The organism is Sodalis sp. (in: enterobacteria), from assembly GCF_036327475.1.
Lineage (GTDB): Bacteria > Pseudomonadota > Gammaproteobacteria > Enterobacterales > Enterobacteriaceae.
Genome location: NZ_CP132913.1, coordinates 391831 through 406273, shown reverse-complemented (window position 1 = coordinate 406273; position 14443 = coordinate 391831). Strand labels below are relative to the sequence as shown.

The window sequence follows — 14443 nt, the reverse complement described above, 5'->3', positions numbered from 1 at the left end:
CCCTTGACAAGGAATCCATTTATGGCACGCATTATAGTTATTACTTCGGGTAAAGGAGGCGTTGGCAAGACCACATCGAGCGCGGCTATCGCTACCGGTTTAGCCCGCAAAGGAAAGAAAACAGTGGTGATCGATTTCGATATCGGCCTGCGAAACCTCGATTTGCTCATGGGCTGTGAGCTCCGGGTGGTCTATGATTTCGTCAATGTCATCCAGGGTGATGCTACGCTGAATCAAGCGCTGATAAAAGATAAGCGGACCGAAAACTTATATATTCTACCCGCCTCGCAGACGCGAGATAAAGATGCTCTAACCCGCGACGGTGTAGAAAAGGTATTGAATGATCTCAGCACGATGGAATTCGATTTTGTCGTTTGCGATTCACCGGCCGGTATTGAAACCGGTGCATTAATGGCGCTGTATTTTGCCGATGAAGCGATTATCACGACCAACCCCGAAGTGTCGTCGGTGCGCGACTCCGACCGTATTCTGGGCATTCTTTCGTCCAAATCGCGCCGAGCCGAAAGCGGTGAAGACCCCATTAAAGAGCATCTACTACTGACCCGTTACAATCCGGGACGCGTCAGCCGCGGCGACATGCTCAGTATAGAAGATGTGATTGAAATTCTGCGTATTCCTTTGGTAGGTGTGATCCCAGAGGATCAATCGGTGTTGCGGGCTTCCAACCAGGGAGAGCCGGTAATTCTCGATGAAGAGTCTGATGCTGGCCAGGCCTATTCAGATACGGTTGATCGCCTGTTAGGAGAAGAACGCCTCTTCCGCTTCATCGAAGAAGAAAAGAAGGGATTCCTGAAACGCCTGTTTGGGGGATAAGCCATGGCATTACTTGATTTTTTTCTCTCCCGCAAAAAAACGACAGCCAATATAGCCAAGGAACGGCTACAGATCATCGTTGCCGAGCGGCGAAGAGGTGATAACGAGCCGCATTATCTGCCACAGTTAAAACGCGACCTACTTGAAGTCATCAGTAAATATGTGAAAATCGATCCGAAAATGCTTTCGGTTCAACTAGAGAAGAAGAATGGGGATATTTCTATCCTGGAGCTAAACGTAACGCTGCCGGAAACGGAAGAGAGCACAAAATGAACGCCTCGCGGTCTCATGGGCCAGCCACGCGCGACTACTCCCGCTACTTAAGGGTGTGTTTTGCTTTCGTCCTGAGATAACCAAGGTCAGCAATTGGGCACCGAACAGCACTCCACGCTAGCCGTTTACCAGTTTCGGCTTCTGCGCAGCATGAGTCAGCCAAACACCATACTGATTAACTGGTTTATCTGACGCCGGGACGCCAGAAATTCACTGCTCAACCCCGTCTTGTTAGCCGTCAGCTGAATCCGCTCTTTCAACGCCTTAAACGTCTGGCGATACCTAGGACAATCTATCAGATTGGAGGCAACGCTTTGTCCGGCAGCGCCTGAGCCTCTTGCACCCGTGCCAGCAGCGCACGGCCGTGGAAGCGGATTCGAGCCTGCTGAGACCAAGCTGCTCCAGCTCGTCAAGAGATCAACAGCACATAGTACGCCACCTACCGAAATTGACCGCCGTATCGCGCTCGCGGGCCTTATTCAGGCGCCAGCTGGCCAGCCACTGTAGGCACGCAATCTGACGCGTGCGCAGTTGTCAGGCGTAGCGATATCTCGATAGGCTAATTCAGGACCGGCGACATCCTGCGACGTTGACAGAGAGCCGCGCACTCCTGGCTGGCCTTCGACCACCACCCCACCTGTTGCGTTTGCGCTATTAGCTATGCGCTATCGGCAAGAGCCAGTAAATATCGGCGGCATCATAATCACACTACCTGCCGCTGAGCGGCCGTGCGAGCCAGTCGGTGCGAGATTCCGTTTTATCTAGCGTGAGCTGCAACGTTTCCGCCACTAGCGCGGCGAGTCCGCAGGAAAGAGCGCGACCGGTAAACGCCGCCAACACTTGGGTATCGATCATCGGTTCCGGCATCTGACCAAAGCGATGCCAGAACACTTCTAGGTCTTCGCTGGAGGCATGCAGCAATTTAGTGGCTCGTTGATCCACAAGAAGCGCAATGAATGGCTGCCAATCGGTAATCACTAGCGGATCGATAAGCGTCAGCGAGCGCGTTACCGTCATATTGACCGATGTGCAGCTACGGCGCATATCACCCGTACCAAATCATTTTGCGGCGTCGGGGCCGTGCTGCGGATCGCCCTCCGGTACCGTAACACACCCCGTAAGCGTTGACATCGCGGCTAGGAAACCGACCGGCGCCAGCTGGCACTACGGGTGAAGCCTGATAGCTGAACATGGTGCTTGATCTCGTTAATAAACTCACTACTTTGACCCGCACCGATCGAATAAGTTTAGTTCTCAGGCGCGGCCAGGTAATTTTTTCCATGCCACTTCATTGCGCAAATAGGTCGGTTCCACCAGCGCGACCGACCGAGCGCCGCCGTGGCGATAGTGATGAAGCGCTATCGGCAGCATGTCCCGCGCGCTGGGCAATAACGTTTCACCTGCAACGAGCTGCAATCCGTCATGCTGCATCAACGTCGGATACGTTTGCCAGCCGGTGCCGGCGGTGGCCCAGCATCCGGTCAGATCCGCGCTCAGCGCTGCCAAGGCCGCCGGCGCCACCACCGCTTCGCCTTCCTCGCTCAGCCAGATGTCTACCTCACGTCGATACGCTGCCCAGTACACTTCTCCCATGCGTGCGTCTATAGCAGCCAATACCTGGCTAGCGCCGGTTTGACGCCAGGCGCCTTCGGCCAGCGTCGCCAAGGTGGAGACGCCGACAAGTGGCAGATCGGCGCCCAGCGCCAGCCCCTGGGCAATACCGATGCCGATACGTACGCCGGTAAAGCTGCCGGGTCCACGGCCAAATGCTAGTGTATCCAGACTATCAAGCGTAATACCGGCCTCCGCCAACAAGCCGTCCACCATGGGCAAGATGCGCTGCGTGTGTTCACGAGGTGCAACAGTGCAGCGCTCCAGCAACAGTTCGTCGTCGAGCATCAGTGCGACGGAACAGGCTTCTGTCGCAGTATCAAGGGCTAAAATGCGTGTAGACATACCAAACCTCAGGCGGGAGTGATAAAGGACTGTAATGAGCGTTTACCATAACATACCAGATGCTACAAGGGGATACGGCGCGGCGGCAGCAGACTTTGCAGAAAATCTCGCTGTACGAGCGGATGGTCACCCAGCCGCTGATCGCAAATAATGAGCACGCCACAGTCATCGCTGTCGCATATAAGCCGACCGACCCCATATTTCAGGGAAATGACCGCCTCTGGGATCTGCACCTCGCGAATGGATCTCTGCCGTGCAGTTGGCAATTCTCAAATGCGTACCTTCAGTAGTGGATCGTCCAGCGCGGTAAACGACAGTTTATCGATGATAACGCATAACAACATATTACCGCGCACGTCCGCTTTTCCCAAAAATATTGGTGGCCAGCAAGCGCTGCGTTACCGTAGTCGACAAACTGGCGCAGGATTTCTTGCCCTGCACTAAGACCGGTAGCGTCAACGAGGCGCGAAACTCCATCGCCAGATCGCGCATCATCTGATGCGAGGTAGAAAAACAGCGACTGCGATTGGCGACAATAGCCAGTACCGACATCCGCGCCAGCTTCTGCGCGGCGCCGTATTCCTGTGGTTCCGGTAAAAGCGCGGCACGTACAGCAGTACCTGAGCGGCATAATCAAACTGGCTGGTGTGAACAAAAGGGATGTCGCATTCTCCAATCCCATACACTGAAATGAACCAGCTTATTATTCACCGATAGCGTCGCGGAGATAAAGATTCACGTGCCGCCCTTCTCTTCCATGACCTCGTGAAGACGGTTAGAGACCGATAGCGGCGTTAGCGTCAGGCAAAATGACGCGCGTTACATTCGTACCAATAACTGACCCGACTGGTATTTTAAAGCGCTTTAATCTAGCGCGGTACAGCGTCGCACGTTCAAACGCAGCATCCAGCAGCGCTGAGCGGCTGAGCGCCAGCTTCGCTACGCCATGACATATTCCAGCGCTCTTTCAGTTGCTGCATGTCACGGATATCAGTGCAGACAGCGCGTTGAGCCTTTCCGGCGGCAGTGCGTCCCCTGCCGTCACGTGCTGTGCCATGCGTTCAGTTGGCACGCCCTTTCAACAAAGCCAGTTGTCCGGGTATGCTATGCCATGCGCGATACGCAGGAGACCCGGGCGTGGAGCTGATCCTGTAACGCCTCAGACCGGTGGAAATGCTCACCTTTTATCGGCACGCAGGACTGGGATTCAGATAGACGTAGGGTCTTACCGATACCGGCACCCGCCTCCACCCACTAGCGGTTGTTGCGCGCCGATGATGTCACAGTAGTGTCTGCCATCAAGCGCTTGGACTCTCGCGGCTTTAACGCCGTCTCCCACGGCGTTCCGCTGTTTTCCCTCCTCGTCCGGACACGCGCGCAAACGCATTCCACTACCGCCTGCGGCTATTTTCCTGCCTAACACAATTTGCCACGATGAATGCATGTGGGATAACTGAGTCGAGGGCTGGCAGCGCGCCAACACCCAGCGCGCTAACACCGGTGCGTTGTACGGTTCAGAAGGGACTAATGAATCTGCGCTATAAAATCGAAGTCAAAATCATCGCTGCGCTAGTAAGGACGGGCCGCCCTGTGCTCAATCGTCATCGGGAAAGCTATCGTAAGGATCTGCCTCCGGGCGCCTAGCCAGGGCTTCATAGGTTTCGGTTTTCTCCTCACCCCTAAAGCAGGGTCACCTTTTCGCCGGTGTGGTAGACGCGCAGTTCGCGCGCCACCAGCGCAATGGCCTCGCCACTACTCATTCCCCGGGCCGTTAACACTGAATATGCTCGACGGCCTGTTGCTGTTGCTCATGGCTTAACACGGGCATATCGTTTAACATCAGTTTCTCTCGGTAGCGACAAACTATCGATTATCTCATGACGCGGGTGGTTACGCTATGGCGAGGATGTGTGCTAGGATCGCATCATTATATATCACCACATACGCGGACAGATTACCGTTGCCGCATCATTCTGGAATAGGCACTTACCATGCAACCACACCTGACAGCATTACCCTATCGGCCGGATGCCATGCTGGACTACTTTACTCCGCTGGCCGGACAGCCCTGGGCGATGTTGCTGCATTCCGGCAACAGCAGTCATCCCGACAGTCGTTATGATATTTTGGTGGCGGCGCCCGTGGTTACGCTGGTAACGCGCGACGGTATGACCGAAATTCGCCGGGGAGATGACTGCGAGTCTCGCCGTGACGACCCTTTCGCGCTAGTCCAGCAGGCGTTGGCAGCGACGGGCATGACGAATTTGCCCAACGCGTCGTTGCCGTTCCTCGGAGGGGCGCTAGGCTATTTTGGCTACGATCTCGCCCGCAGCATTGAAACTCTGCCTACGCTGGCGCAACAGGACGTCCCTCTGCCGGAAATGGCGGTGGGCATTTATCGCTGGGCTGTGATAGCCGACCACCATCGCCATACGGTGACCATGGTGAGCTACGACGATCCGGCGCCCTTACTTAGCCGGTTGACCGCCGCGACGCCGCCCACATCGGCGCCGTTTCATTTGCTCGGCCCCTGGCGATCCAATATGTCCCGCGCCGAATATGGCGAAAAATTTCGCCAGGTCCAGCAACACTTATTGGCGGGAGACTGCTATCAGGTCTGTTTAGCACAGCGCTTCAGCGCCCCTTGCGACGGGGATGAATGGCAGGCATTTCGCCATTTGCTAGCCCATAATCGAGCGCCGTTTTCAGCTTTCATCCGTCTGGAAGACAAAGCAGTGATGAGCTTGTCGCCGGAACGTTTCCTGCACCTGCGCGCCGGCAAAATTCAGACCCGGCCCATTAAAGGAACGCTGCCGCGGCTGGTGGATGCCGACGCCGATCGCCAGCAGGCGGGGCGGCTGGCCGCTTCCGCTAAAGAACAGGCGGAAAATTTGATGATAGTGGATCTGTTGCGTAACGATATCGGCCGAGTAGCGCAACCGGGCAGCGTGCGCGTGCCCTCACTATTTGCTATAGAGACTTTTACGGCGGTGCATCACATGGTCAGCACAATCACCGCCACCATGGCGGCCGATCGCACTCCTTGCGATCTGTTGCGCGCTTGCTTCCCCGGCGGCTCCATTACCGGCGCGCCAAAGGTGCGAGCAATGGAAATCATCGAAAGGCTCGAACCCCAGCGTCGCAGTGCCTGGTGTGGAAGCATCGGCTATGTCAGTTGCTGTGGTACGATGGATACCAATATCGCCATTCGAACCCTTCTGGTGGCGGACCAACATATACACTGCCCCGTCGGTGGTGGTCTTATCGCCGACAGCGACGAAGAGGCGGAATATCAAGAAACCCTGGCAAAGGCCGCCTCGCTACTGCCGCTGCTGGTACAGTTGCATACCTGACGCCGTGATCGAGCACCCACCGTCGCCAACGGAATTTATTACCCGATTCAACTGGTGCTGCCGGAGATACTCACCAACCTACCACAACCGGCGTACGGCGGTGCTGATTCCGATTATTTGTCATTCCACGCCCACATTGTTGCTCACACGCCGCGTCGCGTCCCTGAGCAACCACGCCAGTCAGATGACGTTTCCTAGAGGCAAGCGCGGATGCGGATGACGTTTCGCGATCGCCATCGAAATTATCGCTGCTGAACAGCAGCAGCTGTTTCAGGCCACCCCGATCATGGGGCTGTTGGCTCTAGGTGCCCGCTTTGTCGCCAGCGAGGCCGAAGTGGCAGGAATTTTTAAAATACCGCTGACCGAGGCCTTGTCGCTGGCGAGCTATATCCGGCTGGACGCTGGACATTGAACGGCAAGCGCGAACCAGGAAAGTTATTTCCTGGCACCCGGAACCATGGCCTTGGGCATGACTGCTCAAATCTTGTATCGGCCAACACATTCGTCTGCCAATCGAATAATGGGAGCTAGCTTCCCTTAACGGCATAGAGTTCTTTTCTATTTAACTGGCTAAATCCCAAGCAAGCGACATTAAGCAGAACATAATATTAATACATTCATGTTATTGCATTTAACTTACTACTGCACTTAAAAATATCGCTTGATGGTTGGCGCAGCGGGGCAAATGACGCGTGGCATCGTCAACGTCGTTAACATTAGTTTATTTCATGCGAAAACGCGCCTGCGCACCCCATTCAACTATTATAATCAGGTCAGTGTCATTTTTGTTGCCTTATAAAATTTTACAGGAGAGCAAACGTGATCAGCGTTTTCGATATGTTCAAAATTGGTATCGGTCCCTCAAGTTCTCATACGGTTGGCCCGATGAAAGCCGCTAAACAATTTGTGGACGATTTGGTCGAAAAGCATCTGCTGACCTCCGTCACGCGAATCGCCGTCGAGGTTTACGGCTCCCTTGCCCTGACCGGAAAAGGACATCACACCGACAAGGCAATTATCCTTGGCCTGGCCGGTAATAGCCCGGATACGGTGGCTATAGACGCCACGCCGGCATTTTTACACGACGTCGCCCAGCGTCAGCGGCTGATGTTGGCCGGTACTTCCCATGAAGTGGACTTTGCGCACGAAGGGGGCATGGTGTTTCACCACACTAACCTGGCGAGGCACGAAAATGGGCTGCGCATCCACGCGTACGCGGGCGATCGCTGCGTTTACAGGCAAACCTACTATTCTATCGGCGGCGGTTTTATCGTCGAGGAAGCACAGTTTGGCCAAGCGATGCTGAATGAGGTCAGCGTTCCCTTCATGTTCACTAGCGCTCAGCAATTGCTAGAACACTGCCACGATACTGCCATGTCGGTATCCGGTTTGGTGTTGCGTAACGAACTCGCGCTGCATGAGCGCGCGGAGATAGACCGCTATTTTACCGCCATCTGGCAGACTATGCGTGCCTGTATCGATCGCGGCATAAATACGGAGGGCGTGCTGCCGGGGCCGCTGCGGGTACCGCGCCGCGCCGCCGCGCTCAGAAGGATGTTGATTTCCGGGAATAAGCATTCAACCGATCCCATGAAAGCGGTGGACTGGGTTAATATGTTCGCCCTGGCGGTCAATGAAGAGAATGCCGCCGGCGGCCGTGTTGTAACTGCGCCAACTAATGGCGCCTGCGGGATCGTACCCGCCGTTCTTGCCTATTATGACCATTTCATCGAGCCGGTCTCGGCCGATATCTGGCTGCGGTATTTCCTCGCCAGCGGCGCAATCGGTATTTTGTACAAGATGAATGCCTCCATTTCAGGCGCCGAAGTCGGCTGTCAGGGCGAAGTTGGGGTCGCCTGCTCCATGGCGGCGGCCGGCCTGACGGAGCTGATGGGCGGCAGTCCCGAACAGGTGTGTGTCGCGGCAGAAATCGGTATGGAACACAATCTGGGACTAACCTGCGATCCGGTAGGCGGCCAGGTACAAGTGCCGTGCATCGAACGTAACGCGATCGCAGCCGTAAAGGCGATCAACGCCTCGCGTATGGCACTGCGCCGCACCAGCGCGCCGCGGGTGTTCCTCGATAAAGTGATTGAAGCCATGTATGAAACTGGCAAGGACATGAATGCCAAATACCGCGAAACCTCCCTTGGCGGCCTGGCCATCAAGGTGCAATGCGACTGAGTCGAGATGCGCCGCGGACCTGGCATGCAACCAGCCACGGTGCAGTTGAAAGGTCAAGAGTGACCTACACCTACCAGAAATCCGTCGGCGCTGCCGTCCGCTATCTGCAATCCTTCACGGCGGCCGCAACATAGAACTGCGGCGGCGGCATTGCGAATAATGCATCCTTATTGTCGCACGGTGGGATCCGTGCGAAGGCGCATGCTCAGCACCACGTCGGCGCCGTTTAGCGGTTTACTCCTCCTCTTCTCCGTGCTGCGACGCCAGGCATTCAATCCACGCCTGCTTACAATCCACACATGCTTAATGCGACATCCCACCGTTTGGCGAATGGTAAAGCGCCCTTTGTCAAGCGTTAGCATATCCTCTACTCCACCGCTATTCGATCGCACCGTGATAACAACAAGCCGGCCAATGAGGGCGACGTTGCTATCCCGCCTGCGCGCCAGCGGCCTACCTTTGATTTGTTCGTCATTATTCATCGCCGCCATCACGCTGCGCAGGGTGCGCGAAGCCAGCGACAGCACCGCCGGTGATCATATGGCGCTCTTCCTTGCAAATGCACCCACCTGCTTGAACGCTTGTAAAGAATCATCCCCGCCGATTTCGCGCTGCGTCCTGCCCCTCAATTAACCGCATAATCGCTTCCGCGGTACGCTCGCGCATCGGCTTGGCGAACTGGTTTTTAATAAAGTTGCGGCGCGCTATCTGGTTGAACATCTCAATCAGGATCGAGAAGCCGATGGCAAGATACAGGTAGCCTTTCGAAATATAGAAACCAAAACCTTCAGCAATTAGGCTGAGACCTATCATCAGCAGGAAGTTGAGGCACAGTACCACCACGGTTTGATGGCGGCTAACAAAACGAGTCAGTGAACGAGAAGACAATAGCATAATCGCCATAGCAATTACCACGACAGTCATCATGACAGGCAGATTGTTAACCATTCCTACCGCCGTGATAACCGCATCCAGGGAAAATACCGCGTCGAGAATAACGATTTGCACCACTACCGCCCAAAAGCTGGCGCCGCCGCGGCCGACGCTGCTGTCGTGCTTTTTATTTTCCAAACATTCGTGCAACTCCACGATCGCCTTAAACAACAAGAAAATCCCACCCAGCAGTAAGATGAGGTCGCGGCCGGAAAAGGAAGAGTCGCCCAAATGAAACAGCGGGTACGTCAGCGTGACAATCCATGAAATCAGCGACAGCAGCCCAAGGCGCATAATCAACGCCAGCGACAGGCCTACCATCCGCGCGCAATCGCGCTTTTGGGGCGGGAGTTTATCCGCCAGGATCGCAATAAAGACCACGTTATCGATGCCGAGAACGATTTCCAATACGATTAGGGTTAATAACCCCACCAAAATTGATGGGTCCATTAAGAATTCCATCACAGGCTCCGTAAAGTATTTAGGCTGTAGAGATTACAGGGTTAAACCGCATCTTTGCCGGCAAACGCGCAGGGACAAGCGCCGCCAAGGGGCATACTTCTTTGGGAGCGTGTCAAACATGACGAAAGTAGGATCCAGCGCGAAGCGTCAGTGAGAGGACAATGATGGCCGCGCAAGCGGACAAACAATGATGAAATGGCTTCGGTGACAGTCCATCGGAGGGTTGCTTGCTCCTTTATAATTTAAACACCTTACTGTATCAGGGAATCACTGCTCGGCACAAAACCTTTTCACTTCAAGCTGTTTGTTTATGCTCAGCTACACTTTGCTGTACCGAGCATCGTCACAATTTTTATTTTTACACACTAAAATAAATTACAATTCACTTGTGGATTGATTGCGTCTCAGATGAAGAAACATTTATTGAAAATATACCACCCGTCTGGTGGATCTTGACATCGCAGCAGGCGTGTTATTTCTAGTTGATGCCTTTGGAGGCAAGCCCGTTTAATGCCGCTAGTCGGATTGTCATCAATAAAGAATTATGAAGTCCGTGAGAGGAACAGGTTCCGCCAGCCGCTGCGCCGATGGCAACTGGTCAAGGTGACCATATGAGCATGGATCTGGCGTGTAGACAGTCTAATCCACAACCAGGTACGCTGGATGAAAGAGACCAGCGCTAAATGCATTATCGTAGTCAGCTCTGGTTGAGGTCTGTCGTCGGCATTACCCCGATAGACATTATCGCATGGCCTGCCACAAAGGTAAAGCTCAGATGAACAATTCCGTATCAGTAGACGAAAAGACATCGAGGCGTTGAAGAGGCTTAACGAACGCGGTATTGAGCTGGAAGTTCGTAAAGTGTCCAGAGATTCCCCCTTAAAGATGATGGACTTAATTAAAAACTCGGCAATTAAGCCATACGCCGTATTACCCAAGAGTGTAAAGTTTGCCTGGAAACGGATGCATCGCTCTACTACGCAAGGTGAGAGGAGCAATACAATGGAAATCACCACGCTTCAAATTGTACTGATATGCGTCATCGCCTGTATTCAGGCATGGGATCGATTCTCGCAACCGGTATCATCATCGGTGGGGTATTGGAAATATCGCGCTAGGCTGGATGAATATTGGTGACTGCAGTGGCGCCCGATGCCGCGCTGACACCTATCATCTCTACAATTCTGGTTATCGCCGGTAATTAAAGTATCGGCGCCTGTATCGCACTAGCGAACCCGCCGCTGGACAAGTATTGGCCATCATCGTGCGTGCCATCACCGTCACCTTCCAGTATGCCGCCGAACGCGGCAACCCAACGGCGATGAGCTGGATCCACCGTTTGGCACTGGTCTTGCAGGCGATGCGCATCGTCATCCCGGTGGTTATCGTGGACGTGTCGGTCGGGACAAGCGCCTTACACAACATGCTCAGTTCGATTCCAGAAGTCGTCACCAACGGCCTGAATATCACCGACGGCATGATTGTGGTAGTTGGTTATGCGATGGTCATCAACATGATGCGCGCAAGCTATTTGATGCCGTTCTTTATACCTCAGTCGTCACTTACGCACTGTGCCCTACGGGTATCTCTGCGTTGCCAAGGTAGGTTGGACGATTTGATTTTCATCGTTCGGCTGCTGGTACTGCTGTACAAAAACATAACAACCGGTGCGCAATCATTATCTCTATCCTGATTTTAATTCTGGGATTGATGGTGTTTTATCTGGACTATATTCGTCGTCCATGTGTGCTGTTTAAGACAGAAGTTACGGCAATGTATTTATTCGTTATTCCCGTATCAAAATATGAATTTATCGGAAGATAGTTATTCGGTTATTGACATGGAAAAACAGCGTTTGTTGATCCAGGTCAGCAAATTAGATAATATTTAGAATATTTACCATTTTGAGTTACGGTAGGCTAAATTAATTATTTAGTATTGAATAAATAGATTAGTCAACGCAATGAAATACTTTATTCTTTATTTTCTTGTCAGTTCACGGCGAAATCTCGACATTATCCTCACACTGAGCGCAATTAATCAACAGCAAGCATTAGGATATTTACCACTGTTATTTTATAGTTGTTGTTACAGGGGAATATTCTGTTTAAATTGATTTGGGAATAGCCTATTTTGCTTTATAGCGAACGTAGCGCGGGCGGTCATCATCGGCTGGCGAAACTATAGATATGCGGATTTGTTGGTAAGGTTAGGAGAGCAGAAAGCGTGGATATTGGCGCCAAGTTAAGTCTTAACAATGAATATTTCCGCCACACTTATTCTTGCCTTTGGCATGTAGATGGACGCCTTTACGGCTTCAGTCGGCCAAGGTACCCGCACGCTGCATAAGCCCGCGCTGCGAGAAGCGCTGAGTACCGGTCTGCGGAGTAATAGAAGCCATTACTCCGCTTATCGGATGGGGCTGCATATTATGCGCTGGGGTCATTGTGTGGTGTTGGGCTGGCGTTTCTGGGCGGCTGAATGGTGATAAGGGGTCGGAAAGTACAGCCGGTGCAGACGGCCATAGTCGGTAAATACAGCTTAGACTGCTGGCGGCCACCGCCATCGCCAGCAGTCTTGATGCGCTAGTTATCGGCGTGAGTCTGGCGATACTATAGGTCAATATTGTTCATACCGCGTTGCTAATCAGTCTTGTCCCCTACTTATGTCGACCATCGGTATATGACTGTGGCGTTTTGTGGGGGCTTGTCTTGGCAATAAATCGGAAATCATCGGTAGTTTCATCCTGATTAGCATTGGCCTCAACAATTCTTTACAGCCATATCGGCGAAGCCATGCTCGCCAATTTGATGGGGTAATCCCGGCGTTGTCCGCGCCAATACAGCGCCGTCATCTCCACGGACTGCGTTTACACGGACTGCGTTTAACGAGTGAATATTTCCCCCACCCGTGCCAATAACGCAGGGCCTCTCCTCTGTCACGCTAATCGAACGGAAGACTCTCCGCCACGCCGGGATAAAATCCGTTTCTTCGATGTCAAACGACGCGCGACCCACAACCGTTCGAGCACCTCCTGGGTGGCGTGCCAAGCGAAAGGCGTCATGCGCAGCAGCGCCACACCTTCCGCACCGGTCAGTCACAGCGGATAGCGAAGAGCACTATCCTTGGCGGTGCAGCGAGGGTTTCTCCCTTTGGCGCGTGCAGCTGCACATCGCGATAAACGAGCGCTTTGAGCTGACAGAGGAGAGAGGTGGGCGTGCGGCGGGCGCTATCGTCAGCAGTGCGCCACACGGTTGCAGCGTACGTCGTAGCTCGGCGGGATTGCTCGGCGTATGTCGGCAAACGACAGGCGCTGGCTAAAAGCGAACCTTGGCATGGCGTTTTGCGGCGCGGCGCATCCCGCACACCTCATTCTCTAACCGCTGGCGCGTGAGCAGGTCCGCCAGCGCGGCGCTTATACGCCGCGGCCGATATCCAGCCAGCGTGGGCTCGTATACGGCGTGAGCGCGGCGATCGGCTCTATTCTATCACGTTATCGCGCAGCGGCTGATAAAGGCGCGCTGCACTGCCATCATCAATGGTGCGTCGCTAGGCTCTTTGCCCGCGTTTAAACTGCATCGGCAAGCAGTTGACACAGTCATCTTTAGCACAATCGAAGTAGTGCTGCCCTGACGCAGCGATAGTATTTATCGTGCAGGACGAGCGGAAGATGGAAAAGCGGACACTGGAAACAAGACATGGCGATTCCGGTTGGAAAACATTTAGAGCGCAGTAAGCCATCTAGCGGTAAAAACGCGCTACACTGGACGCTTCATTTACCGATTTGTATACACCATTGATATAGCTTACCCATTCCTGCTGTCCACGATACATGGGGTAGCGCACGGTTTTGACGACAAAGCGTCGCTGATGCAGGAGATGCTTCAAGCGTGGAATTGGCTGGATAAGCCGGCCTGGCGAGCGAGGTCCTGGGAGAGCTTGATAGCGTCGTTACCAACTGTGACGGTACTGTATCAGATTGATCCGTGCTATTCTGCCGCCGCGACGGCCGGCGTATCGGTGCAGTACACGTTGATTGGCGCAGTCTTGTTGGAATACTTGGGCAGTTCGCTGCCACGCTTAATGCCGCGAGCGAGCCCCGTCACGCTGGGTCGCGGCGATTATATCCCCTGCCTACGCTATCTGGATTTTGCGGCCATCGCCCAGACAACAGCTCTTGGCGCTGGGGTTCAGCGCGTTCGCTGCAGTAGCAAGTAGCAGGAACGGGATCCCATCAATCCGGCCATCAGCGGGCCGCAATCAGCATAGCGGACTGATGATTCTACCAGATCACGGCGTAGCGTAGGTCACAAGCACAGGCCAGGCGTTTGGGTACAGCGGAGACCGCTAGCCTACACATGGAGAGCATCGCGCCGGGGAAAAGCAGCAACAGTGAGACGATACTACGCGGTAGATATCAAGGGTGCAGAAGATTTTTAATGGGTTGG

The 14443-nt window shown here is 53.9% G+C and carries 8 protein-coding genes and 6 pseudogenes; 8 read left to right on the top strand and 6 right to left on the bottom strand.

The features are described 5' to 3' along the window. The first annotated feature begins 21 nt into the window (after positions 1–21). Together minD and minE are read left to right on the top strand one after the other, a co-directional pair. Positions 22–834 carry a septum site-determining protein MinD gene (gene minD / locus GPOALKHO_RS02195; RefSeq protein WP_406702783.1) on the top strand — a complete coding sequence of 271 codons (813 nt, stop codon included), beginning with the start codon at positions 22–24 and terminating at the stop codon, positions 832–834. Positions 835–837: 3 nt separating this feature from the next. Next, the gene (minE, locus tag GPOALKHO_RS02190; RefSeq protein ID WP_406702782.1) at positions 838–1107 is read left to right on the top strand and encodes a cell division topological specificity factor MinE; all 270 of its coding nucleotides are present in this window, start codon (positions 838–840) and stop codon (positions 1105–1107) included. Between the two features lie 155 nt (positions 1108–1262). Here minE and GPOALKHO_RS02185 read toward each other — a convergent pair whose 3' ends face one another. The 5 genes and pseudogenes from GPOALKHO_RS02185 to GPOALKHO_RS02165 all read right to left on the bottom strand — a co-directional run bounded on the left by GPOALKHO_RS02185 (position 1263) and on the right by GPOALKHO_RS02165 (position 4903). Continuing rightward, complete coding sequence (locus tag GPOALKHO_RS02185) at positions 1263–1367, bottom strand: hypothetical protein (RefSeq protein ID WP_406702781.1); 105 nt, start codon at positions 1365–1367, stop codon at positions 1263–1265. Between the two features lie 448 nt (positions 1368–1815). After that, positions 1816–2124, bottom strand: a complete 309-nt coding sequence (locus tag GPOALKHO_RS02180; protein ID WP_406702780.1) for a hypothetical protein — start codon at positions 2122–2124, stop codon at positions 1816–1818. A gap of 237 nt (positions 2125–2361) precedes the next feature. Next, entirely contained in the window at positions 2362–3063 is a 702-nt protein-coding gene (gene tsaB, locus GPOALKHO_RS02175) for a tRNA (adenosine(37)-N6)-threonylcarbamoyltransferase complex dimerization subunit type 1 TsaB (RefSeq protein ID WP_406702779.1), read from the bottom strand. Between the two features lie 62 nt (positions 3064–3125). Beyond that, positions 3126–4018: pseudogene (locus tag GPOALKHO_RS02170) on the bottom strand (ATP-dependent DNA helicase); the annotation flags it as partial. 724 nt (positions 4019–4742) lie between these two features. After that, positions 4743–4903, bottom strand: a pseudogene (locus GPOALKHO_RS02165) (YoaH family protein). Positions 4904–5054: 151 nt separating this feature from the next. On the opposite strand from GPOALKHO_RS02165, the gene pabB reads away from it, so the two are divergent. Both pabB and GPOALKHO_RS02155 read left to right on the top strand, forming a co-directional pair. Then, positions 5055–6416, top strand: a complete 1362-nt coding sequence (pabB, locus tag GPOALKHO_RS02160; RefSeq protein ID WP_406702778.1) for an aminodeoxychorismate synthase component 1 — start codon at positions 5055–5057, stop codon at positions 6414–6416. Positions 6417–7235: 819 nt separating this feature from the next. Beyond that, positions 7236–8600 (top strand): L-serine ammonia-lyase, encoded by a 1365-nt coding sequence (locus GPOALKHO_RS02155; protein WP_406702777.1) that lies wholly within the window; start codon positions 7236–7238, stop codon positions 8598–8600. 488 nt (positions 8601–9088) lie between these two features. Here GPOALKHO_RS02155 and GPOALKHO_RS02150 read toward each other — a convergent pair. After that, positions 9089–9995: pseudogene (locus GPOALKHO_RS02150) on the bottom strand (TerC family protein); the annotation flags it as partial. Positions 9996–10369: 374 nt separating this feature from the next. Here GPOALKHO_RS02150 and GPOALKHO_RS02145 point away from each other — a divergent pair. From GPOALKHO_RS02145 to GPOALKHO_RS02130, 4 genes and pseudogenes are all read left to right on the top strand, one after another. Then, positions 10370–10907: pseudogene (locus GPOALKHO_RS02145) on the top strand (hypothetical protein); the annotation flags it as partial. Between the two features lie 90 nt (positions 10908–10997). Continuing rightward, positions 10998–11541 (top strand): annotated as a pseudogene (locus tag GPOALKHO_RS02140) (PTS sugar transporter subunit IIC); the annotation flags it as partial. A 258-nt stretch (positions 11542–11799) separates the two neighbouring features. Further along, on the top strand, positions 11800–11886 hold the full coding sequence (locus GPOALKHO_RS02135; protein WP_406703332.1) for a DUF986 family protein: 87 nt from the start codon (positions 11800–11802) through the stop codon (positions 11884–11886). 408 nt (positions 11887–12294) lie between these two features. After that, positions 12295–12814 (top strand): annotated as a pseudogene (locus GPOALKHO_RS02130) (manganese efflux pump). Positions 12815–14443 lie beyond the last annotated feature (1629 nt).

Coding starts and splice junctions, on each gene's coding strand:
- GPOALKHO_RS02180 (WP_406702780.1), bottom strand. CDS start 2,124: ATGACGGTAACGCGCTCGCTGACGCTTATCGATCCGCTAGTGATTACC.
- GPOALKHO_RS02135 (WP_406703332.1), top strand. CDS start 11,800: ATGAATTTATCGGAAGATAGTTATTCGGTTATTGACATGGAAAAACAG.
- tsaB (WP_406702779.1), bottom strand. CDS start 3,063: ATGTCTACACGCATTTTAGCCCTTGATACTGCGACAGAAGCCTGTTCC.
- minD (WP_406702783.1), top strand. CDS start 22: ATGGCACGCATTATAGTTATTACTTCGGGTAAAGGAGGCGTTGGCAAG.
- minE (WP_406702782.1), top strand. CDS start 838: ATGGCATTACTTGATTTTTTTCTCTCCCGCAAAAAAACGACAGCCAAT.
- pabB (WP_406702778.1), top strand. CDS start 5,055: ATGCAACCACACCTGACAGCATTACCCTATCGGCCGGATGCCATGCTG.